At 35.8% G+C, this 23,069-nt stretch carries 25 protein-coding genes and 1 tRNA gene; 12 read left to right on the top strand and 14 right to left on the bottom strand.

The genetic code is table 11. The annotated features are described in order from the left end of the window. Window positions 1-3 precede the first annotated feature (3 nt). Entirely contained in the window at window positions 4-294 is a 291-nt protein-coding gene (locus L1I30_RS12040) for a GNAT family N-acetyltransferase (protein WP_236134543.1), read from the bottom strand. Between the two features lie 13 nt (window positions 295-307). Beyond that, window positions 308-859: a ClpP family protease gene (locus L1I30_RS12045; protein WP_236134544.1), complete on the bottom strand. Its 552-nt coding sequence runs from the start codon at window positions 857-859 to the stop codon at window positions 308-310. A 36-nt stretch (window positions 860-895) separates the two neighbouring features. Between L1I30_RS12045 and L1I30_RS12050 the strand changes: the two genes are divergently transcribed. Both L1I30_RS12050 and L1I30_RS12055 read left to right on the top strand, forming a co-directional pair. After that, the gene (locus tag L1I30_RS12050) at window positions 896-1,348 is read left to right on the top strand and encodes a GNAT family N-acetyltransferase (RefSeq protein ID WP_236134545.1); all 453 of its coding nucleotides are present in this window, start codon (window positions 896-898) and stop codon (window positions 1,346-1,348) included. A 47-nt stretch (window positions 1,349-1,395) separates the two neighbouring features. Continuing rightward, window positions 1,396-1,468: transfer RNA gene (locus L1I30_RS12055), tRNA-Gly, on the top strand. A gap of 81 nt (window positions 1,469-1,549) precedes the next feature. On the opposite strand, the gene L1I30_RS12060 is transcribed toward L1I30_RS12055, so the two are convergent. Together L1I30_RS12060 and pepE are read right to left on the bottom strand one after the other, a co-directional pair. After that, a complete protein-coding gene (locus tag L1I30_RS12060; RefSeq protein ID WP_236134546.1) occupies window positions 1,550-2,464 on the bottom strand; it encodes a glutaminase in 915 nt (304 codons plus the stop codon). A gap of 1 nt (window position 2,465) precedes the next feature. Then, the gene (pepE, locus tag L1I30_RS12065) at window positions 2,466-3,173 is read right to left on the bottom strand and encodes a dipeptidase PepE (RefSeq protein WP_236134547.1); all 708 of its coding nucleotides are present in this window, start codon (window positions 3,171-3,173) and stop codon (window positions 2,466-2,468) included. Between the two features lie 106 nt (window positions 3,174-3,279). Between pepE and L1I30_RS12070 the strand changes: the two genes are divergently transcribed. The 7 genes from L1I30_RS12070 (at window position 3,280) to L1I30_RS12100 (ending at window position 9,640) form a co-directional block, all read left to right on the top strand. After that, on the top strand, window positions 3,280-4,095 hold the full coding sequence (locus L1I30_RS12070; protein WP_236134548.1) for a BamP family beta-assembly machinery protein: 816 nt from the start codon (window positions 3,280-3,282) through the stop codon (window positions 4,093-4,095). A gap of 43 nt (window positions 4,096-4,138) precedes the next feature. Continuing rightward, complete coding sequence (locus L1I30_RS12075; RefSeq protein ID WP_236134549.1) at window positions 4,139-4,948, top strand: BamP family beta-assembly machinery protein; 810 nt, start codon at window positions 4,139-4,141, stop codon at window positions 4,946-4,948. Window positions 4,949-5,036: 88 nt separating this feature from the next. Further along, window positions 5,037-5,732: a peptidase associated/transthyretin-like domain-containing protein gene (locus L1I30_RS12080; RefSeq protein ID WP_236134550.1), complete on the top strand. Its 696-nt coding sequence runs from the start codon at window positions 5,037-5,039 to the stop codon at window positions 5,730-5,732. Window positions 5,733-5,822: 90 nt separating this feature from the next. Further along, window positions 5,823-6,335, top strand: coding sequence for a DUF6702 family protein (locus L1I30_RS12085; RefSeq protein WP_236134551.1), 513 nt, complete (start codon window positions 5,823-5,825; stop codon window positions 6,333-6,335). 62 nt (window positions 6,336-6,397) lie between these two features. Continuing rightward, window positions 6,398-8,710 (top strand): M1 family metallopeptidase, encoded by a 2,313-nt coding sequence (locus L1I30_RS12090; protein WP_236134552.1) that lies wholly within the window; start codon window positions 6,398-6,400, stop codon window positions 8,708-8,710. A 79-nt stretch (window positions 8,711-8,789) separates the two neighbouring features. Then, the gene (locus tag L1I30_RS12095; RefSeq protein ID WP_236134553.1) at window positions 8,790-9,071 is read left to right on the top strand and encodes a Sec-independent protein translocase subunit TatA/TatB; all 282 of its coding nucleotides are present in this window, start codon (window positions 8,790-8,792) and stop codon (window positions 9,069-9,071) included. Continuing rightward, entirely contained in the window at window positions 9,071-9,640 is a 570-nt protein-coding gene (locus tag L1I30_RS12100) for a phosphatase PAP2 family protein (RefSeq protein WP_236134554.1), read from the top strand. The genes L1I30_RS12095 and L1I30_RS12100 overlap by 1 nt, the downstream gene beginning before the upstream one ends. On the opposite strand, the gene L1I30_RS12105 is transcribed toward L1I30_RS12100, so the two are convergent. Then, entirely contained in the window at window positions 9,630-10,283 is a 654-nt protein-coding gene (locus L1I30_RS12105; protein ID WP_236134555.1) for an O-methyltransferase, read from the bottom strand. The two genes, L1I30_RS12100 and L1I30_RS12105, sit on opposite strands and share 11 nt — an antisense overlap. 126 nt (window positions 10,284-10,409) lie before the next feature. Here L1I30_RS12105 and kynU point away from each other — a divergent pair, with 126 nt between their 5' ends. Then, window positions 10,410-11,690: a kynureninase gene (gene kynU / locus L1I30_RS12110; protein WP_236134556.1), complete on the top strand. Its 1,281-nt coding sequence runs from the start codon at window positions 10,410-10,412 to the stop codon at window positions 11,688-11,690. Window position 11,691: 1 nt separating this feature from the next. On the opposite strand, the gene L1I30_RS12115 is transcribed toward kynU, so the two are convergent. The 4 genes from L1I30_RS12115 to L1I30_RS12130 form a co-directional block, all read right to left on the bottom strand. Then, window positions 11,692-12,366 (bottom strand): hypothetical protein, encoded by a 675-nt coding sequence (locus L1I30_RS12115; protein ID WP_236134557.1) that lies wholly within the window; start codon window positions 12,364-12,366, stop codon window positions 11,692-11,694. Window positions 12,367-12,518: 152 nt separating this feature from the next. Then, the gene (locus tag L1I30_RS12120; protein WP_236134558.1) at window positions 12,519-12,674 is read right to left on the bottom strand and encodes a lmo0937 family membrane protein; all 156 of its coding nucleotides are present in this window, start codon (window positions 12,672-12,674) and stop codon (window positions 12,519-12,521) included. 203 nt (window positions 12,675-12,877) lie between these two features. After that, window positions 12,878-13,537, bottom strand: a complete 660-nt coding sequence (locus L1I30_RS12125) for a flavin reductase family protein (protein ID WP_236134559.1) — start codon at window positions 13,535-13,537, stop codon at window positions 12,878-12,880. Between the two features lie 93 nt (window positions 13,538-13,630). Then, complete coding sequence (locus L1I30_RS12130) at window positions 13,631-14,728, bottom strand: alkene reductase (protein ID WP_236134560.1); 1,098 nt, start codon at window positions 14,726-14,728, stop codon at window positions 13,631-13,633. 271 nt (window positions 14,729-14,999) lie between these two features. Between L1I30_RS12130 and L1I30_RS12135 the strand changes: the two genes are divergently transcribed. Next, on the top strand, window positions 15,000-16,355 hold the full coding sequence (locus L1I30_RS12135; protein WP_236134561.1) for an FAD-dependent oxidoreductase: 1,356 nt from the start codon (window positions 15,000-15,002) through the stop codon (window positions 16,353-16,355). A 61-nt stretch (window positions 16,356-16,416) separates the two neighbouring features. On the opposite strand, the gene msrA is transcribed toward L1I30_RS12135, so the two are convergent. The 4 genes from msrA to L1I30_RS12155 all read right to left on the bottom strand — a co-directional run bounded on the left by msrA (window position 16,417) and on the right by L1I30_RS12155 (window position 19,632). Further along, window positions 16,417-17,067, bottom strand: a complete 651-nt coding sequence (gene msrA / locus L1I30_RS12140; RefSeq protein WP_236134562.1) for a peptide-methionine (S)-S-oxide reductase MsrA — start codon at window positions 17,065-17,067, stop codon at window positions 16,417-16,419. A gap of 1 nt (window position 17,068) precedes the next feature. Continuing rightward, window positions 17,069-17,626 carry a hypothetical protein gene (locus tag L1I30_RS12145; RefSeq protein WP_236134563.1) on the bottom strand — a complete coding sequence of 186 codons (558 nt, stop codon included), beginning with the start codon at window positions 17,624-17,626 and terminating at the stop codon, window positions 17,069-17,071. Window positions 17,627-17,755: 129 nt separating this feature from the next. Continuing rightward, entirely contained in the window at window positions 17,756-18,535 is a 780-nt protein-coding gene (locus tag L1I30_RS12150; protein ID WP_236134564.1) for a zinc ribbon domain-containing protein, read from the bottom strand. Between the two features lie 2 nt (window positions 18,536-18,537). Continuing rightward, window positions 18,538-19,632, bottom strand: coding sequence for a Nif3-like dinuclear metal center hexameric protein (locus L1I30_RS12155; RefSeq protein ID WP_236134565.1), 1,095 nt, complete (start codon window positions 19,630-19,632; stop codon window positions 18,538-18,540). Between the two features lie 45 nt (window positions 19,633-19,677). Here L1I30_RS12155 and lpxK point away from each other — a divergent pair, with 45 nt between their 5' ends. Next, a complete protein-coding gene (gene lpxK, locus L1I30_RS12160) occupies window positions 19,678-20,688 on the top strand; it encodes a tetraacyldisaccharide 4'-kinase (protein WP_236134566.1) in 1,011 nt (336 codons plus the stop codon). A 103-nt stretch (window positions 20,689-20,791) separates the two neighbouring features. Here lpxK and L1I30_RS12165 read toward each other — a convergent pair whose 3' ends face one another. Beyond that, window positions 20,792-23,026, bottom strand: a complete 2,235-nt coding sequence (locus L1I30_RS12165) for a tetratricopeptide repeat-containing hybrid sensor histidine kinase/response regulator (protein ID WP_236134567.1) — start codon at window positions 23,024-23,026, stop codon at window positions 20,792-20,794. Window positions 23,027-23,069 lie beyond the last annotated feature (43 nt).

A 23,069-nucleotide genomic window follows, 5' to 3' on the forward strand; every position in this document is an offset into this window, starting at 1 on the left:
AGGTTATTTGGATAACACGTCGTGATAGTCCTTGTTCTCGTCAAACTTTACCTCAGCAAACGGGCATAGTGGGTCGATCTTTAAATTGTTTTCCCGTGCAAACTCCACGCTTTTTTTTAATAGCCTAGATGCTAGTCCTTTGCCTTCAAGTTCTGTTCGGGTTTGTGTATGGTCTATTATAATAATGTCATTACTTTGCCTGCTATAGGTAAGTTCTGAAATAATTCCGGAATCATCTTCCATATAGAACATGCCACGAGTATTACTTTCCTTGTGTTTTATTTCCATACTCATTTCCAGTATTTTTTTAGGGTTGATAAATCCCGTCAACAATTCCGTATTCTATGGATTCTTGAGCGTTCATCCAGTAATCTCTATTGAAATCCTTCAATACTTTTTCTACTTCCTGCCCGCAATTTTCAGCTAAAATTTGAGCACTGATTTCCTTTATCTTTAAAATTTCAGCAGCCTGAATTTCAATATTTGATGCCTGACCTCTTGCTCCTCCACTCGGTTGGTGAATCATCACTTTAGCTAAAGGTTGAATAAATCTTCGCCCTTTTGCTCCTCCAGATAACAGGATGGACCCCATAGATGCTGCCAGCCCTGAACATATGGTAGAAACCGGACTTTTTAAAGATTTCATGGTATCGTAAATAGCAAAGCCGTCGGTTACATAACCTCCCGGACTATTTATGAAAAACTGTATTTCTTTATCGGATACCGAATCTAAATATAAAAGGTGTTCAATTACATGTTTTGCACTTTTTCCATCTACTTCACCCCAAAGAAAGATCTTGCGCTGCTCTAAAAAGTTGTTATCAATAAGGTCTTGAATCTTTCCTGATTTATTTTTCATGAGATTTAATTCTGATTAATATTTGTAGCTAAAATTATGACTATTTTCGCACAAAACCGCAGGATGGAATTGGCATTTAACAAGATTTTAAAAAAAGACATTGAATTGGTGTTGCCCTTTGTGGAGGAATTAGGTGAGTATAAGGTAGATAATGAGGTGCTTCGAGTTCGTTTTGAAGAAATGTTCGATCAAAATTATGAGTGCTTTGGGGTTTATGCAGATAAAGAGCTAATAGGGGTTTTTGGCTTGTGGTTCATGACTAGGCACTATGCGGGAAAGTCATGTGAGCCAGATCATGTATTTGTTAAAAAGGAATTTCAGAATAAAGGAATAGGAAAAGATATTTTTGAGTTCATTTTTAAATATGCTATCTCAAAGGGCTGTGAGACAAGTGAATTGAATTCGTATGTTAGTAATTTCCGGTCTCATAAATTTTATATGAATCATGATTATGTGATAAAAGGCTATCATTTTTTAAAAAAGCTGTAATTTTTCTTGGTAGATAATTACTTTAAACTTTATATTTGCATCGTCTTGCGAAAGTAGCTCAGTTGGTAGAGCGTCAGCCTTCCAAGCTGAATGTCGCCGGTTCGAACCCGGTCTTTCGCTCAAAAAAACCTCATCATTTATTTGATGAGGTTTTTTATTTTTAATCAATTTATGTAATTGGTTTATATAGAATTATTTATGCTAAAAAATTGAAAATCCGGTTAAGGTAGTAAGTCTTTCCAATGCTGCCATTCCAAGTTCCGAATTTCCTTTTTTATTTAGGAGAGGGCTCCAAACTGCAACCGAATATTTTGAGGGATGTATAGCTACAATACCCCCACCAACACCACTCTTTCCTGGTAAACCTACTTCAAAACTAAATTCACCAGCTTCATCATAGAAGCCGCAAGTTTGCATAAGGGCATTAATACGTTTGGTTTTTGTTTTGGAAATTATTTTTTCTTCTGTTTCTAATAATTTTCCTCTGTTAGCAAACAACATGAATGCCTGTGCTAGTTCTTTGCATGACATGGCTAACGAACATTGATGAAAATAAAAATCAACGATTGGTTCTACATCGTTTTTAATATTGCCTAAAGCCTTCATGTAATTGACCAATGCATAATTCCTGTACCCTGTAGATTTTTCAGAATTAGCGACATCCAGATCGTAGTCGATCGTATTGTTACCGGTAAGTTTTCTTACAAACTCTAATAGCTCTCTTTTCGGATCTTGAAGATTGGAGACAAGGATGTCAGCTATTACTAAAGCTCCTGAGTTGATAAAGGGATTTCTGGGTACTCCGTTCTCATATTCCAACTGGGTAAGTGAATTAAAAGGATCCCCTGAAGGTTCTACATCTACACGTTCCCATAGATCTTCTCCTAAAAGTTGCATGGCCATTGTAAGTGTAAAAACCTTTGAAATACTTTGGATGGAGAATCTTTCTTCACTATCGCCAAAAGAAAAATGACTGGCATCATCACAATACAAATGCATTCCGAATTTTCTAGGGTCGACTTTTGCCAGTTCTGGAATATAGGAAGCAACCTTGCCTAAAGCGTCTTTATAGGTTAATTCTTCGTGGATTTGATCTAAAATTTTTTGATAATCCATATTAATTAAGCTGGCTAAGGTCACTATTCGATTCTAGTTCGTAAGGGGTATTTCCGGCAGTAAATATTCGTGCACTAAGATCTCCTCTTAAAGTGATCTTGTTATTTTTTAATTCCAGCCAGCTTCCTTCTCTTAGTCCTACTACAGGTTGAGTATTTATGCTGTGAAATTCTTTAATTCGAGTTTCTCTTGTTTCGCCTTTGTGTGTGGAATTAACATCAGGATCTAAGTAGTGTGGATTCAGGTTAAAAGGAATAATTCCTAAGGTTTTAAAACTAGGGGGGTAAATAATTGGCATGTCATTGGTAGTTTGCATAGTAAGCCCCGCGATATTAGTGCCAGCACTTGTTCCTAAATAGGGAAGACCTTCTGTTATTCTTTTTGAAAGTATGTCGATAATTCCTTCTTTGTAAAGCTTGGTAACTAATAAAAACGTATTGCCACCACCGGTAAAAATCCCGTCACACTTTTCTATGGCCTCTTTTGGATTATCATATTCGTGAATCCCTTTTATCTGAAACGACATCTCTTGAAATGCGGCTTTTGCAAGGTTGGTGTATTCATCGTGGCTAATACCTCCCGGTCTGGCATAAGGTATGAAGATGATTTCTTTACAATTATTAAACAGGCTTGAGATTTCCGGCAGCAGGTACTCTAAATATTTTTGCCCGTGTAGGGTGGATGTGCTGGCTAATAGTGCATTTTTCATGAGTAATTTTTGTAAATTTAAGTATTGTATTGGTTTAACAAAAATTTTACTTGTGGACTTGTTATATTTACCCGAAAATGTAATTCTTCCCATAACTTAATTGAATATGAAAAAGGTTTCTTTCCTTCTGCTTTTAATTTTCCTTGGCGCTTATTGCTATGGGCAAACTGCTGGTAGAACTCAAATTTCAGGAACTATACAAGTTCCCGTAGGTGAGAACCCTGGAGGAGTAAGTGTCTATAATTTAAATTCTCTTATGGGGGCAATTTCAGATGCACAAGGTAGCTTTACTTTAGCTATGGCAGTAAATGACAGTATTGAAGTTTCTGCTATTCAGTTTGAAAAGTTCACTGTAATAATAGATGAAAGCGTTATAGATTCGGGAGAGATCAATATTTATGTGAAGGAGATTATCAATAAATTGCCTGAAGTGGTGGTTTCTCCTTATGACCTGAGTGGTAATATAAATACCGATATTTCACGCTTGCAGGTGGTTAGAGAAACTGTAAGTATGACTGGAGCAGAGGCCCAGAATATTTATTTTGAATCTGAAACAAATGTCGATACACAGTCTCCACCAAAAAATAAAGCTTTGGAATTTAGTCAGACCAGACTGGTTAATGGATTAAATTTCGTAAATATCTTTAAAGCCTTATTATTAACAAGTAAACAGGAGCAGGTTAAGGAGCCCTATGCTTCTGGTAGGAATCTTAACACCGATACAGCATTGCGGGAACTTTATAAGGATGAATTTTTTCAAGAAAATCTTGGATTGCCCGTAAATGAAATAAATGATTTTATTTTTTATGCCGATAACAATGGTTTAAGCGAGCAAATGCTTAGAAAAGGAAATGAGCTAGACCTCATAGAGTTTCTAATAGATCAGGCCAAAAGATATAAAAAGCAACGCTCTAAGAAATAAATAGATTAATTTAAGCGTTTTAACATATTAATCTACATAAAGTATGAAGTTAAGTTTGAGTCTCATGTTTTTATTGATTTCCTTATCAATATGGGCACAGGAAAACATCCCTTTTCAAGGGAAAATAAAAGCAGAAAATCTCGACGGAACTTCAATTAATGTTATTAATGTTACGCAACAAACAGGAACTATAAGTGGCAAGCAGGGCAACTTTAAAATCATGGTAAAGGAAAATGATGTATTGTTGTTTTCCTCTATTCAATATGATAATAAGGAAATTAGCGTTACTAAAAAGATGCTCGAGTCAGGAAATCTAGTGGTAGAACTTCAGGAAAGTTTAAATTTCTTAGATGAGGTTACACTAAAAAATACCACTCTTACTGGAAATTTAAATACAGATATCGCTGCTATTAAAGTTTACAAACTTCCTGTAGAGTTAAATGGATTGAATGTAAAAAACAGGTACTTTGAATCTGATGTGAACGACCATCAATCTGCTCCGGTAAATATTGCACTCGGACAGAGGGCGGGACCGCCAGCCGGAGTAGATGTTCTGGGGTTACTGGTTAAAGGAGTTAGTACTCTTGTTGGATCCGGTAATAGCGTGGGTAAATCTGCAATTTCAAGTGATATACCTAAAGATCAAATAGATGATGAATTAAGAAAGATCTTTGATGATGCGTTCTTTATTAATGGTTTAGGAATTAAAGAGGAGCGGATAAATGATTTTATATTTTTTGCTGATGACAATGGTTTAAATAGGCAGCTTCTTAATGATGAAAATAAACTGGATCTGGTTGCTTTTTTAATGCAACAAAGTGAAAAATATAAAGAATTAAGTGAGGCCTATTAATTTGAAGTATTGGCTCTTTCTATTTCTAAACTTCCTTTTAATTTCTTTTGCATTTGCACAAGAAAATATTCAACTTCAAGGCCTAATCATGCAAGATTCTCTCGAGAATTCTACTATTCATATTATAAATAAGACTCAGTCAAAAGGAACTGTAAACAATGAGTTAGGAGAATTTACTCTCTTGGTTCAAAAAGGAGATACTCTTTTGTTTTCTTCTGTCCAATATGAACTTCTTCAAGTTGTAATTACTACAAAAATCATGGAGTCCAAGCTTCTTAAGGTAAATCTTAGGGAAATCGTAAATGAACTTGAAGAAGTGAAAATCAGCAATATTACATTGTCTGGTAATATGGCTCAAGATATTAACGGTATGAAGGTGTATGCAGCTTCAAAGTTCGGAATTCCTATCCCGTATAAAGAAGGGCCTACCTCCTTAGAGAGAGAAATTAATCAAGATGTAGCACGGTTTGGAATCACTAATATGTCGGTAAGCCTCGAGCCTTTGATAAATCGACTGTCTGGCAGGCATAAAAAGTTAAAACAGCGACAAGCTCTTGTAACAAATAAAGGCCAGGTTAAAACAGCAATCAATCTTTTTCCCGAAAAGACGTTTATAAACGATTTAGGAATAGCATCTAATTTAATAGAAGGCTATGTGTATTATTGCGCAAAGGATGCAGGGTTTAACGACTTATTAGAGGAGGATAAAGTCCTGAAGCTATATGAGTTCTTTAAGCGAATGGCTGAAGAGTATCAAAGTTTTCAAAGGATGTCGACGCCTTAACCCCTTTTTAAAATGATTTGTTTGATAAGAATGGAATATTTTTTGAAGTGATATGATAGATCCTCATATTTAAATAACACCTTAACGATTATGAAAATTAAAATATTAGTACTTCTACTAATGCTTAGTTTATCTTCATTTACAACTAAGCATACAAATGATTATCACAAATTCTATATAAGTGTTACCGAAGTTGAATACAATCAGAAAAATAAAAGTCTTCAAATAATTTCCAGAGTATTTATAGACGATCTTGAAAAATTACTTCAGAAGAGATATGATAAATCCCTTATGCTCTCGTCAAAAGATGAGAAGGAGGCGGTGACAACATATTTAAAAAAATACTTAGATCAAAAACTTCAAATTGAAGTAAATGGAGTTCCTGTTGCGGTAAAGTATATAGGAAAGGAATATGAAGATGACATGGCGCTTATCTATTTAGAAGTGACCGATGTTTCTGAGCTAAAATCAATTAAGGTTAAAAATGCCATTTTAACCGATATGTTCGAGGAGCAAAAAAATCTAGTCCATATAGAATATAGAGGAGAAACTAAAAGTATGATACTTACATCCGGGAGACTGGAAGAGGTGTTAAATTTTTAGGATAAAATTGTGTGACAGCATTAAATACTTATTTTTAACAAATTAAATCAAGAAAAACCATAATGAGAAAAATTAAATCTGCAATGTTGGTGTTTTTCTTAATCTTTTCAGCAGGGCTTTACGCTCAAGATAATGAAACCAAAGCTGAAGAAGTTAAGCAAATGGGCCATCTTAATGAAAACAAGTTTAGACAACTTTATCAGGAATTCTCTACGCCCAATCAGTATCGTACTGGTGCAGGTGCTCCGGGAGCGGCTTATTATCAAAATCAGGCCGATTACAAAATGGATGTCGAGTTAGATGATAAAACTCAAAAACTTACTGGTGTAGAAACCATTACCTATCATAATAATTCTCCAGATGCATTAGAATACCTTTGGGTGCAATTGGATCAAAATATTCGTTCGAAAAACTCTCCTGCCATAGAGAAAAATGGTAGCGGGATCAATCCGGTAAATCAACAAAGTACTTTCGTGAACCAGTTCATGGACGAGCCGTTCGATGGTGGATTCAATATCACAGAAGTTTCTAAAGATGGGAAAGCTTTACCTCATACTATAAACTTTACTATGATGAGAGTGGATCTTCCACAACCATTAAAGGCTGGTGAGAGTTTCTCTTTTAAAATTAAGTGGTGGTATAATATAAACAACCATGTAACCGATCGTGCAAGATCTGGTTACGAGCATTTCCCTAAAGATGGAAATAATGCTTATGTTATAGCTCAGTTCTTTCCTAGAATGGCTGTTTATAATGATGTAGAAGGTTGGCAAAATATGCAATTCTGGGGTAATGGAGAATTCGCTTTGCCTTTTGGTAATTATGAAGTGAACATTACCGTACCTGCAGATCATGTTCTGGATGGTACCGGAGAAATTCAAAATAGAAAAGAAGTTTATAGCAAGGAAATGATGAAGCGATATGAGCAGGCTAAGAAGTCTTACGACAAGCCAGTTCTTATTGTTACGCAAGCTGAAGCTGAAGCTGCAGAAAAGCAATTTTCAGATAAAAAGAAAACCTGGAAGTTAAAAGCTGAAATGGTGCGTGATTTTGCTTTTTCTACGTCAAGAAAGTTCATTGTAGATATGATGAATGTTGATGTAATGGGAAAAGATGTTATGGCGGTTTCTATGTACCCAAAAGAAGGAAATCCGCTTTGGGAGCAGTATTCTACTCGTGCGGTAGCTACTACCTTAACTTCATATTCAAAACACACCTTCCAGTATCCTTACCATAAGGCAATTTCTATTCATGCTAAAAATCAAGGTATGGAATATCCTATGATTTGCTGGAATTACGGGCGTCCGGAAGAGGATGGTACTTATAGTGATCGGGTGAAATTTGGAATGATCAGTGTAATTATTCATGAAGTTGGACACAATTTCTTCCCGATGATCGTAAACAGTGATGAGCGTCAGTGGGGATGGATGGACGAAGGTCTTGATACCTTTATGCAATATTTGGCTGAGCAGGATTTTGGAAAGCAATATCCGGAAGCTATTAGCCCTGAAGCGTCTTATCCTTCAAGAAGAGGAGAGCCAACTAAAATTGTTCCTTATATGAAAGGTGATCAGAAATTCATTTCTCCAATAATGTCTAATCCTGAAAACGTTTTTCAATTAGGAAACAATGCCTACGGAAAACCTGCAACTGCCTTAAATATTTTGAGAGAAACAGTAATGGGGAATGATCTTTTTGATTACTCTTTTAAAACCTATGCGCAAAGATGGATGTTTAAGCACCCAACTCCCGAGGATTTCTTTAGAACAATGGAAGATGCTTCTGGTGTAGATCTAGACTGGTTCTGGAGAGGTTGGTTCTATTCTACCGATTATGTAGATATAGGAGTGAAAGAAGTTAAAAAGTACTTTGTAACCGATAATGTTACTAAGGAAGGAGCTGCTTTCTTGGAGCGATATGGAATAACCGATCCCTCAAGTATAGATGCAGTTTACGTTGTAGAAGAAGGTAGCGAAGATTTTACCGAATCTATGAAAGAAGGGAACCCACTAGACAATGCTCCAAAGTTGAATGAATTCATTATGGATAACTTCTCAACCGAGGAACGTGCTAAGATGAAATCTCCAAAGTATTTCTATCAAATCACCTTCGAAAAGCCGGGTGGACTTGTTATGCCGTTAATTGTTGAATATACCTATGCTGATGGGACTACAGAAAATGTAACCTACCCGGTGCAGGTATGGCGTAAGAATGATTCAGAGGTAAGCAAAGCAGTTGCCAGCAACAAGGAAATTACTAAAGTAGTAGTAGATCCTAATCTTGAAACTGCCGATGTTAATTTGGATAATAACAGCTGGCCTCAAGAGGTTAAAGAAGATAAGTTCCAGCAGTTTAAAGCAAATACAGCTGATTAATTATAGCTAAATAAAAATTAAGCCGACTTTAACGAGTCGGCTTCTTTTTTAATACAATTTGTCGTTATATTTGCCAACTATGATGACACTTCCTTTATTTATTAGTGGTGCTGAAATTGCCTTTATAGTCTTTATACTGGTAATGGTTTTTGGAGCAGATAAAATTCCGGAAATAGCCCGAGGTTTGGGGAAAGGCATGCGCACTTTGCGAAATGCTTCCAATGATATTAAAAGCGAGATCCAAAAAAGCGCCGAGAAGCAAGGTATTGATACCGATATTTCTGCTGATGTTAGAAATGAGATCAGTAAGGTAAAAGAAGATATTGATCAAATAACAGGTTCGGTTAAACGTAGATTCTAATGATCGAACAGCTGTATAAGTGGGACAGAGAGTTATTTGTTTTTCTTAATGGCCTCGGTATAGAGCAGTACGATGATTTCTGGATATTTGTAACAAATATTAAACACTGGATTCCTCTCTATATATTGTTCTTTGTTCTTTTTTTTAGTGCCTTTCATTGGAAAAAGGCCCTTCTTCATTCTCTATTTTTATTCGCATCCTTTTTTACCACCCTTGCCTTTACTAACTTGGTTAAAGGCTTTGCTGTTCGTCTACGGCCCAATAATAATCCCGATCTCATTGATGTAATTCGGGTATTACAAAATCCAACCAATTATAGTTTTTTTTCGGGGCACGCTTCCGCTTCCTTTGTGGTGAGCACCTTTGTAATCCTTAGCTTAAAAGAAAAATACCCGTGGATATATGTAGTATATATCTGGCCTGCAACTTTTGTAATAAGCAGGGTATACGTGGGAGTTCATTATCCGCTAGATCTATTTGTAGGCATGCTTGTAGGAATTATGTTTGGATTTGTTTTTCACAAGCTCTATTTAAACGTTCAAAACAAGATGTTAAGGACTAAGGCCTAGCATCCTTTAAACGGCTAAGGCTAAGTCCATCTCTTATCGGTAATAGAATACTCTCTAATCGAGGATCCTCTGCAACCATTTTATTATATCTTAATAAAGCTTGAGTTGAAATATCATCTTTCTTAACGTTCTCTACAACCTTTCCGCTCCATAGAACATTGTCGGTTAGAATAACTCCACCCGGATTTAATTTTTCCACAAGCATGTTGAAATAAGCTGGATAATTCGGCTTATCGGCATCAACAAAAATAATATCGAATTTGCCTTCTAGACTAGGTACTATTTCTAATGCATTTCCTAAGTGTTGATGGATCTGATTTTTATATGGCGAGAGATCAAAATATTTTCTTTGAAAATCGTAGAGTTCTTCATTAATGTCAATTGTATGTAACACCCCGTCTTTTTGTAAACCTTCCGCTAAGCACAAAGCAGAGTAGCCGGTATAAGTACCAAGTTCCAGTATACTCTTGGGCTTTATTAATTTAGAGATAATGCTTAATAACCTGCCTTGATAATGCCCGCTAAGCATCCGGGGTTGTAGCACTTTTTGATAGGTTTCTCTAGTCAGCTTTTTTAAAAGTTCCGGCTCTTCTTGCGTATGTTTTACAGAATAGTGGTCTAAAGCTTCCGGTATAAAATGCATCTATATATTATTTTTTTTCAAATTTACGCATTCGCATATTTTTATACTGAATTAAATTAAATAAAAGCATTCTCGGTGTTTTTGGGACGCAGAATTAAATGTTATTTTTACGGAAAACTTGCTTCTATGGAATTCAAAAATACAAGGGAATTTGCACAAAATCTAGATGCGAACGATCCCTTGGCTAAATATAAAGAAGAATTTATTTTTCCTAAGGTCAACAATAAAGAGGTCATCTATTTTACAGGAAATTCATTAGGATTGCAGCCCAAATTGGCTAAAAAATATGTAGATGAGGTGATGACAGACTGGGCCAATCTTGCCGTAGAAGGACATTTTTACGCCGATAAACCTTGGTGGGATTATCATGAGCGTTTTTCTGAAAAGCTGGCAAAAGTTGTGGGAGCAAAGTCACACGAAATAGCCGTAATGAACACTCTTACTGTAAATCTTCATTTGTTGATGGTTTCCTTCTACAGACCCACTAAAAAGAGATTTAAAATAATTTGTGAGGAGAAGGCATTTCCCAGTGATCAGTATATGATAGCTTCTCAAGTAAAATTTCATGGTCTGGATCCTAAAAAGGCTATAGTTGAGGTTAAAAAAAGAGAGGGAGAAAACTGCTTTAGAACCGAAGATATCCTTGCTGTAATTAAGGAAGTTGGTGAGGAATGTGCTTTAGTACTTATAGGTGGAGTGAATTATTACTCTGGGCAAGTTCTGGATATGAAAACTATTACTCATGCCGGGCACGAAGCAGGAGCTATTGTGGGGTGGGATCTAGCACATGCTGCAGGAAATATTGAATTGAAATTGCATGAGTGGGATGTAGACTTTGCTGCCTGGTGCAGCTATAAATACATGAATTCAGGACCTGGTAATGCTTCTGGTTGTTATATAAACGAAAAATATCACGGACTCAATAATATCCCACGGTTTGAAGGATGGTGGGGGCATAATAAAGAAAGGCGGTTTTTAATGGAGCCGGAGTTCCAGCCAGAACCGGATGCCAATGCTTGGCAAATTAGTAATGCTCCTATTTTAGCGATGGCTCCCTATTTAGCGTCTTTGGAAATGTTTGACGAGGTTGGAATGCCTGCCCTTATAGAGAAAAGGAATAGAATTGTTGCGTATTTAGAGTTTATACTTGAGGATATTGATAAAGGAGTAGAGGGAACAACTTTTGAGATTATTACCCCGGCTAATCAGGATGAACGTGGTACACAGTTATCTGTATTTCTTCATGGAGAAGGAAAAGAACTGTTTAATTATTTAATGAAAAACGGGGTGATAACAGATTGGCGAGAGCCTAACGTTATTCGTCTTGCTCCCGCTCCTTTTTATTGTTCTTATGAAGATATGTACGACTTTGGCCAGATACTAAAGAAAGGGCTTCGTTCTCACTGATTTATTTTACTGATATATCGGTAAAATATAGTTGGAAACTGCCATCTTCAGATTTGTGCATTTGTGCAATTGGGATACCTTTAAATAAAGTATAGTCTTCCCAGGTGGTGGATAAACTTCTGCCACCGGAAGATTGATATGTCCATTCCTTAACCATAAGATCGTCGCTATAATATATATAATAGGTGTCGCCGGGAGTGTAGCCTCCATTATTAGTGTATTTAATAGCTAGGCTCTTCATTTCTGCCTTGCTTATAGGAGATGTAACACTTCCACTTTCTTCCATTTCGAAATTACTCCAAACAAGTTGAAAAGGGAATAGAAGCCAGTAACTGTCGTTTATAAATTTTTGATCGACAGCCAGTGCTTTTTCATTTAATTCTTCAGATTTGATATAGCTTATGGTATCCTGCCCTTCAATAAGACGTATTTTATTTTCCTTTGGCAGCCATTTCCATGAGCGATTGGCTCTTAAAGTGTCATTCACCTTTACATTAAATGTGAAGTTTAATTCACTAATATCTTTGAAGTTTTCGTAGCCATTTGCATTCGCAATTTGCTGTGTAATAGCTAAGGGGGTGGTAATGTTTTCTTTAACTGTTTCCTGTTGCGCATTATTATCTTTACAGCTTGTAAGCACTAGAAGTACGATGAGTGCCGATATTATTTTTTTCATATCATGAGGTTTAAAGTAAAAATAAGTATTTATTCGCTTTGATAAATACCGGTATTCGAGTTTCTCACATATCAGGAACAGAAGTGGAGCAGATAAAATGAAGCAAAAAAAAGGCCCTTTGAATTACAAAGGGCCTTTTTTATCAGTTAAAATTACAATCTCCTTCCGGTTAGTAATTTGTATAATACAAGTATAACAGCTACCACAATTAGGATGTGAATTATGCTACCTAAATCTGGGAAGGCGAAATATCCTACAAGCCATCCAATAATCAATAATACTACGATAAGCCAAATTAAGTCTCTCATGTTTGGTTGTTTTAAAGCAATTTTAAAATTGCTAGTTGGTTAATGATTCTAAATAAATTACTTAAACCCTTCAGGAATAAGCGTAAATTTTCTTAAAATCACATTATTTGGTTAGTGATTCTATGCGAATTTATAGAATTCACAAGTTGAAAAAAGACTATTTAACTATGGTTTAACTTAATTATAAGTATTTATCTAAATTTTTAATATTTTATGAGGTCTTGGGTTTTAAGAAGGGAAGAGATGTCTTTTTCTGGGCGAGCATAACCAAATCTATCTAGTAAGCTTGGTAATGCATATCCATCTAAGCCATTTATCGCTACTGTTTGGGCTTTATCCAGTTGAAGCCATCCATCTGTCATTTCAATATCTTCCATAAAGTATAAATGTTGAATTTCAGCAATTATCATGATAGTATTATTTTCCTTTATAAGATATTCGTTTATATATCGACAGCCCAATTTTATGAAGGATTCCTTTAAATAAGGAGCGAAGAAATCATCTAAATATTCTTCGGTCAACCCGGTTTTGGTAAATTCTGAAATTTCTGAATCATATTTAGCTGAGGTTTGATGAGCCTGAGCTATAATATTGCTGTTAATATGATTAATGCTGAAATAATTGGTTTCTGAAATGTTTTTATAGGTGTTTCGAGCTACAGTTGTTGGTCTTAAAATAAAACTGAGTAAAGGGGGATTACTTCCCAAATGAGTTACAGAGTTAAAAACTGCAAGATTGGTATTACCATTTCTTGATTGCGTAGCTAAAAGATTTGCAGATTTATAGCCTGTGGCACTATTTATAAGATTGTTTCTAAATATCCTGTCTAACGCATCAAGATCATGTAGGGTATAGTGTTTCATAAAAAAAGGTCAGTTAAAAACTGACCTAATTTACTGGATGTGCTTAAAAGGGAAACTATAACAATGTTTAAAAAAGCCTTAATTTCTTGTGGTTTAGTCTTCTAATGTTGGGTAATCGGTATAACCTTTTTCACCGGTGGTATAGAAGGTGTTTTCATCCCATTCTGCTAAAGTTGCATTTTGCGCAAAGCGGATAGGAAGATCGGGGTTAGATATAAAGAGTTTTCCGAATGAAACCAGATCAGCCTCGCCTTCAGCAATCACTTTATTTCCCTTTTCCTTGTCAAATTGATTGTTAATCATTAATGTTCCTTTATAGAGTGGGCGATAGTGCTTGGCGATGTTGCTTTCTAAATAATCAATATTGCTTACATCTGTAAATGGTTCTGATAAATGAAGGTATGCCAAGTCATATGCATTCAATTTATTCACTATATAATCGAAGGTAGGAATAGTTTCTTCAGAAGCTTTTATTCCAAAGGCATCGTGAAGGGAAGGGTTTAAACGTACTCCAATACGGTTTTCATCCCAAACCTCTGCCACGGCCTCAATAACCTCAAAGAAGAATCTAGCCCGGTTCTCTATGCTTCCACCATAATCATCAGTTCTAACGTTTGCTTTTTTATTAAAGAACTGATGTATGAGATATCCGTTAGAAGAATGTATTTCCACCCCGTCAAACCCGGCTTCCAGTGCAAATTGGGCCGCTTTTTTAAATTCCTGAACGGTTTCTTTTATCTCTGCCAATGTCATTGCCCGTGGTTCCACGGTATCTTCAAAACCATCCTTTGTATAGGCTTGGGTGTTTGGGTTTACCGCACTTGGTGCAAGGGGTTTTTCTCCGTCATGAAATTTTGGATGTGAAATTGCTCCGCAATGCCATAACTGTATAAAAATCTTTCCATCTGCCTCGTGTACGGCTGTTGTAACATTTCTCCAAGCCTCCGATTGGGTTTCGGTATGTATTCCAGGAGTGTTAATATAGCCTCTTGCTCGTTCAGAGATCTGTGATCCTTCGGTAATTATAAGTCCTGCTTCACTACGCTGTTTGTAGTATTTTATATGCAAATCGATGGGTGAATTGTTTGCATTATCAGCGCGGTTCCTTGTCATGGGGGCCATTACAACTCGATTCTTTAAATTTAAATTCCCAAGTTGATATGATTGTAGTAGTGGTTGTTCTTGTTCCATAGGTCTTATTTTTAATAATTAATTAAAGTTACAAGATGCTAGTGCTACGCTTTGTTAAACAAATTATAATTACTTCCAATTTAACGTTCCAGTTTAATAAAAGCGTGTTTATTGTATTTGCAATGAAAGAACTTTGACAATATCTGCGATATTCCTCTAAAGAGTATGTTATATAATTTCATTATTTTTACGCGGCAAAGCCACTTCTAATACTAGTATACATTAAAAGGTGTAAGCAAGCAGTTTAAGGTGTGCTATTCTAAAAAAACGAATGCAAAAAGAAAAAAATATCGCCATAATTGGCTCTGGATTGGTAGGATCTCTTCTGGCAATATATTTAAAGAAACGCGGACATTCTGTAACTGTTTTTGACAGGAGGCAGGACGTTAGAACGGTTGAATTTTCCGGGCGATCTATTAATCTAGCAATGTCTAATAGAGGATGGAGTAGCTTAAGAAAAGTGGGGATTGAAGAGGAGATAAGAAAACTAGCGCTACCTTTAGATAAGAGAGCTCTTCATGTAAATAATACACCGCTTTATTTTCAAAAATACGGAAAAGAAGGAGAGGCTATTTATTCTATTTCCCGTGGAATCTTAAATAGAAAAATGATCGACCTAGCTGAAGAAGCAGGTGTCGTTTTTAAGTTTGAAGAAAAGGTCTGGGATATCAAGCTTCCCGAAGCGAAGATTTATACAGGTGAAAGTGAAAAAGGCGTTTGGCAAGAGTATCAATTTGATATAGTTTTTGGGGCAGATGGAGCCTTCTCTAGGGTGCGACATAAAATGCAACGTCAAAGCAGATTCAATTATTCTCAAAATTTTATCGATGTTGGCTACAAGGAGCTCACAATCCCGGCAAATGAAGATGGGAGTCATAAGTTGGATCCTACATCATTTCATATTTGGCCTCGTGGTGAGTTTATGTTAATAGCTATGCCAAATTTAAATGGGAGTTTTACATGTACTCTTTTCTTGCCGTTTGAAGGTGAGGTTTCTTTTGAAAGTATTAAGTCTGAGGAGCAGGCAGAGCAATTTTTCAGTACTTATTTCCCTGATATTATGCAGGATATTTCCAATTTAATGCGGGATTTTTTTAAGAACCCAACAAGTGCAATGGTTACTATGAAATGTTTTCCTTGGACCTATTGGGATAAAGTAGCGCTGGTTGGAGATTCTGCTCACGCTATTGTACCATTTTATGGACAGGGGATGAACGCAGGCTTTGAAGATATTTTAGTGCTGGATAATCTGATTGAAGAATATGAGGATGACTGGGAACGTATTTTTAAGGAATATCAAAGTAGTAGAAAACCTAATGCCGACGCTATTGCCGAGCTGAGTTACAGAAATTTTATTGAAATGAGCAGCAAAACGGCGAATCCTGCTTTTATTTTAAGAAAGAAAATAGAAAAACACTTCGCTGAAAAACATCCTGATATTTGGGTGCCACTTTATTCCCGCGTAACTTTTTCAGACAAGCCTTATGCAGAAGCATTAGCTATTGGCGATAGGCAACGCGCAATTATGGATGAAGTAATGAAACTTCAAAATGTCGATAAAATTTGGGATAGCTTAGAGGTTGAGAATTACATATTGGAGGCTTTAAATAAGACTGCCAAGGTGTAGTATTACAAATTTCAAAAAAAGAAAAAAGGCTTTTTAGGAAGCCTTTTTGTATTTCCCAGAATTAATGTTCTTTCAATAATTCTGGAAATTTCTTTTTGAATTTATTTAGTCGTGGAATGGATACATTTTGAATATATGGATTCTCGGGATGCATGCGTTCATAATTTTGATGATAATCTTCTGCTTTCCAGAATTTTTGAAATGGAACGATCTCTGCAGCAATTGGCTGCTTGTAATTCTTTGCGATTTCTGATTTTACCTTTTCAATGATATTTTTTTGCTCTTCGTTTTGATAGAAAATAATAGACCTGTATTGTGAACCCATATCGGAACCCTGCCCATTTGCTTGGGTTGGATTTTGAGAGCCAAAATAAACTCTTACCAAGGTTTCGAAGTCGACCACTTGGGGATCGTAAATAACTTCTACCGCTTCGGCGTGACCGGTTCTGCCTGTATTACTTGATTCATAGGTAGGGTTTGTAGTATGGCCTCCAGAGTATCCTGAAATAGCCTCATCTACTCCCTTAACACTTTCATAAACTGCTTCCACACACCAAAAGCAACCGCTGGCAAAATAGGCGCGCGCTTTATTATTTTGCAAGGGGACTTCAACCGGATCAAGTTTTGTATGATTTTGTGTGGTATTTTGAGTATTTCCATTCCCACAGGAGAATAAAAATATTGAAAAGCTTAATAGGTATAACATTTTCATTTTATTGAATTTTATATTTTCCTTCAAGTGTTTTTTTTCCATAGAGGGCATAGTCAATAACTAAGTCGCCATTAACAGAGAATCCTAACCAATCTACTTCCAATTCGTTATTAGGAAGGCTTGTAATGGTTGCAATTGGTGTAGTTTTATCGAACGTATTCCAGGGGATGTCTTTACCTCCAGTATTGGTCTCAGCTGCTTCTGTGAAATATACGTTGTAATTCAGGTCATCGATTTTTTGAAATCTTACAAATACATATATTTTATCAGGCAAAAGGCACATCTTTGAGGATGCTTCAGGCTCAAAATTGATACAATAACAGCTACAATCCGTAGCTGGCTCTTTTTCTAACTTTATATATTGCCCTGAGGTTATTTTAGAAGTAACGGTTGTTGTATTTACCGGGTAATCTTCTGTATTCTTTAGTATGGTATCGGTGTCTTCTGGTAAAACTTTTTGAGTACTTAGGGTAGACTCATTTGATGGCTCAGAAGATGATTGATCTTTACAAGAAATAATTATCAATAATAGTATAGGAAGCATCCATTTTAATTTCATTACTAATCTGTTTAGGTGTTAGTGATTAAAGTTAGGATAATAATCAAGCTAATTTGTAAAACAGATGTTAATGCTAAAACAAAAAAAAGGACCTTAGTAGGTCCTTTGTATTATTGAAGTGTGCAAAAACTATATTTTAGAAAAGAATTTTTGCATTTTTTCTTGTTCTTCTTTAGCTAGATCCTCATCAACAAGGATTCTACCACTATGCTCATCGGTAATAATCTTTCTTCTGCTAGCTATCTCTACAATTACCTGTGGAGGAATAGTGAAGTAAGAACCACCTGAAGCGCCACGTTCAATGGGAACAACAGCCAAACCATTTTTTACATTATTTCTAATGCGTTTATAGGCACTAATAAGTCTTTGCTCGATTTGATTTTCGTACTCATCAGATTTTTTAGCTAAAGCTTCTTCTTCTTTTTGAGTTTCAGAAAGAATAGCATCTAATTCGCCTTTTTTGTGAGCGAGGTGTTTTTCTCTATCTTCCAAACGTTCTTGTGTTTGAACGATCACTTCTTTCTTTTGCTCAATTTGAGCTTTATATTCTTTGATGTGTTTTTCGGCAAGTTCAATTTCCAATTCCTGGAATTCAACTTCTTTACTCAACGCGTTAAATTCACGGTTGTTACGAACATTTTTTTGTTGCTCGCTGTATTTTTTAATCGCCGTTTTAGCATCTTCAATAAGATTCTTTTTGCTCTTAATGTCGTTGTCGTAAACCTCAAGATCGGCATTTAATTTTTGTATACGTGTATTTAATCCGGCTACTTCATCTTCTAAGTCTTCTACCTCCAACGGAAGTTCACCTCGTACATTTCTAATTTCGTCTATTCTAGAGTCAATTAGTTGAAGATCGTACAACGCTCTTAACTTCTCTTCTACAGTAACATCGGTTTTTTTTGCCATAGTTAATAATACTTGATAGGATTGGTTTGTGTATTCGCTAAAATAAGCGCAAAATTACTAATTTTTTTACTAAGATACGAATGTAATAAGTTTTTTGTGTATCTCTCACTTTCATAATGCCCAATATCGGCAACTACCAGCTTTTGCTCGGCTTTGTAGAAGTCATGATATTTAAGATCTGCTGTAATATAGAAATCGGCTTTAGCTCTAGTTGCATTTTCAATGGCAAAGCCGCCACTTCCACCAAGAACTGCCACTCTTTTAACTGCTTTTCCTAATAGGGCAGAATGGCGAATTCCTCCTGTTTTAAAAGTTTGCTTAACCAATTCTAAAAAAGCTTTCTCATCCATTTCCTGCTCTAAATCGCCTATCATTCCCAGCCCCATTTCCTGATGCTCATTCTCTAAATTGACGATCTCATAAGCAACTTCTTCATATGGATGATTGCTAAACAGCGCTTTCGTTACATTTTTTTGTGCATGCTTAGGGAATATAACTCCAATTTGGGTTTCATTCTCATAATGCAATTTTCCTTTTTCGCCAATAGAGGGGGTCGCGTTGGAAGTAGGTTTAAAGCTTCCGAGACCTTCAATATTAAAGCTACATTGTTCATAGTTTCCTATGTTACCGGCGCCCGCCTCAAATAATTTAGCTCTAAGCATATCTGCTTGAGCATTGGGAACATATGTGGTTAGTTTTTGAATACTGTTTTTTTTAGGAATAAGTATTTCAATGTTTTTCAGGCTAAGTTTATCGCACATAGCGCGGTTAACTCCTTGAAAATGATTGTCTAATGCGGTGTGAATTGCATAAATTGCAATATTGTTTTTGATAGCTTTAATTACAGTTCTTTCAACATAGGTATTCCCATTAAATTTTTTCAAACCTGAAAAGATAATAGGGTGAAAGCTCACAATTAAATTACAGTTCTTTTCAATGGCTTCATCTACTACTTCTTCAAGAGTATCGTGAGTAATTAAAATTCCGGTAAGTGTTGTGTTAGGGCTACCTACTAATAAGCCAACATTGTCAAAATCTTCTGCGGTGGCGATGGGAGCGAAATCTTCTAGGTGATTAATAACCTCTGCAATTAACATGTGATAGTATTTTAATTCAAATATAAATATTATACTTTCGTTACAATGAGTATACTTCGAAAAATCCTTTTTCCCTTAGCCTTGGTTTATGGCATTATTATTCTGATTCGTAATTTTTTATACGATTCAGGAGTATTTAAATCTACTTCCTTTTCTATACCTGTTATTTGTGTGGGAAATCTGAGTGTTGGGGGAACGGGGAAAACCCCCATGATAGAATACCTACTGGTGCTTTTGGGGCCGAATTACAAAACAGCTACATTAAGCAGGGGCTATGGGAGAGCAACCAAAGGATTTCATTTATTGAAGGAAACCGATGATGCTACTGAAGTAGGGGATGAGCCGCTTCAGTTTAAAACGAAATTCAAGGATAGTATAGTTGCGGTAGATGAAAAAAGAGTTCGTGGTATTAGTGTTCTTCAGGAAAAATGTGCCCCAGAGGTTGTACTGCTGGATGATGCTTTTCAACACAGGAAAGTGAGAGCGGGTTTATATATTCTTTTAACCACCTACGGGCAGTTATACTCTAAAGATTACATATTACCTATGGGTGATCTTAGGGAGCCTAGAGCTGGTGCCAAGCGAGCAAATATAGTAGTGGTAACCAAATGCCCTAGAGATCTCAATAGTAGAGCTCAGGCAAAGATCAGGGAAAGTTTGAAGTTAGAGGCTTATCAAAAACTTTTCTTTAGCTATATAGCTTATAGCAAGCATCTATATAAAGAAAATAAAATGGGATTAATCACTTCACTGGCTGATCAAAAAGTGACTTTAGTGACAGGTATTGCTAAGCCCAAACCTTTATGTGATTATCTGGATGGCCTGCAGATAAATTATGATCATCTCGATTTTCCCGATCACCACAATTTCACTAGTTCCGATTTAGAAAAAATTGCTGCGGCTCCTATAGTGCTGACAACGGAAAAGGATTATATGCGATTAAAAGGGGTTTTGAACCATCCTAATTTATATAAGATTCCAATTAAAATGAAATTCATTAACTCCGGTTTAGAATTTGATTCCCAAATTGAACGCTATATCTTAAATGAAAAATGAGGTGCACGATGCACCTCATTTTATTTTGGCTAATTCAAACTATATAAAACTCTTCTATATAATTCAATTTGCCTAATGGTTTGCAAGCAGTATGCCAAAAAAGCTAGGCATGTATATTTGCTGCAATGTGCATATTTATCTTGTAGAAAAATTCCTCTGTTTTATAGGGTTTTGGGATAATGTCGGTAAATCCATTTAAATAAAACTCATCCAGATTCTCATCTAAGGTAACCGCAGTTAAAGCCACAATGGGAATTTGTGCATCAAATTTTCTAATTTCAACAGTGGCTTCTATTCCGCTTATTCCCGGCATGTGGATATCCATTAAAATAAGATCGAATTTAGTGCCTTTGGCCTTTTCAATGGCAAGAGTTCCATTATCGGCAACATCGCAAATTACCTGGTGTTTCTCAAGTATTTTTCGCGTTATCATTTGGTTTATTTTATTGTCTTCTACAATAAGAATATTCTTATTACGTAAAATTTCATTAGAAACAGGAATGTTCTCGGCCCCAGCAGGTATTGTAGAACTTAATGGTTGTTCAAATGCTTCAAACCTAAGATCGAAACTAAATGTTGAACCTTTCCCCAAATCACTGTCCAAGTGTATCTCACTATTCATTAGGTTAAGTAAATTCTTAACAATAGATAAGCCCAATCCTGTGCCTCCAAACTTTCTGTTTATTTGAAGAGACCCTTGAGTGAAATTCTCAAATATAGCAGTTTGCTTTTCTTTGGTAATACCTTCGCCATTATCCTTTATTTCAAAATGTAAAAATAACTGCTGGCCAATTTGATTAATTCTTCTTACGGTTATCCATATGTCCCCGTTTTCGGTGAATTTAATGGAGTTGCCAATTAAGTTGATCAATATCTGTGATATTTTTAAAGGGTCTCCTTTTAGTTTTTTAGGGATGTCCTGATCAAAATTAAAATGGAGCTTTGTATTCTTATCATCAGCTGAATTCTTTAATGCTACCAGCACATCAGAAATTCGTTTTTCCAAATTGAACGAAGTGTCTAAAATCTCCACCTTTTTTGCTTCAAGCTTATTGAGATCCAGAATGTTATTAATAAGAGATAACAGGTATTCCCCTGAAAATTTAAGGGAGTTTAAATGCTCTTTTTGATTGGGAGTTGGACTTTCTTCAAGCAATAAATGTGTTAATCCCGTTACAGCATATAATGGAGTTCTTAACTCATGAGTTATAGTAGAAAGAAACTGTGCTTTGGCTAATGAAGCTTTTTCAGCATTTTCCTTTGCTAAGGTAAGTTCGTCGTTTTTCTTTTGAAGCAAGTCATTGGCTCTCGCTCTAAGGTTATTGTTTTTATAAAGTGATAAAGTTAAAAGGGATAAGATGGTAATTAAAGCAACGCTCAAAATAGTAGTGAGTTTCTTTATTTTAATTTCACGTACCTGTTCTGCATTTTCTTCGGTAAGTTCGTTTAAGTTGGCGCGCATGGCATCTACATTAAATCTGGTATTGGCTTCAATTGCCAGTGCTTCTTTGTTCATGTCAAAAATAGAATCCCGTACGTGGTTGCTATTTTTTAAGTATGTAAGAGATTTGTCATATTTTTTCTCCGATTCGTAGATCTCGCTAAGTAATCTATTGGTATTTAATAAGACTCCCCCAAAAGATTTTTTTTCACCAATTCCAAGAGCTGTAAATGCCGCTTTTTCAGCTTCTGGAAAATTATTCAGATACTGATATGCTCTGGCTTTATAATAATAAAGCCTAGTTTTTTCATATAAATTATCACTGTTTTTTAGATGTTTTTCAGCATATTTCAGTTGTTCAAGAGCATGTTCAAGATTGCTTTTTGACTGATCGAGATTAATGGTTACTATGGCTCGATTCAGGCTTACCAGGCCTAAATATTCCTGATTGTTTTCTTTTCTATAAATGTCTTCGGCAAGATTCAAATAATTGTTGGCACGAGGGAAATCTCGTTTATAATTAAAGATTTTGGCGTAACTGAGATAGCTGTAAGCCAAACCATTATCATCATTTATCTCTCGCTGAATGGAGATGGCGCGTTGAATTTGATCTATCGCTCTATCTGGGTCATGCCTTACATAATATAACTGTGCTAAAATTCCACTGGAAAGCGCAATGTATTTCTGGTTATTTATTTGTTTAGAAAGTTCGAGAGCGGTGGTAAGTTGATTAAGTGCTTTCTCAAAATCTAGAATATTGATAGATAATTCTGCCTCATTTAAGAGTCTTTCAATATTGCTATTTGCATCCGAAATTTCACTGTCGTTCTTTGGTTGAAAAGCCACCATAGTGTAACCACTCAAGAGAAGAAGTAACAAGAAGTATAAGTTTTTCATGGGGGCTTCCTACTGATGCAAATGATTGTTAAATGTTGTTAAA

The organism is Gillisia lutea (assembly GCF_021568705.1).
In the GTDB taxonomy this organism is placed as follows: domain Bacteria; phylum Bacteroidota; class Bacteroidia; order Flavobacteriales; family Flavobacteriaceae; genus Gillisia; species Gillisia lutea.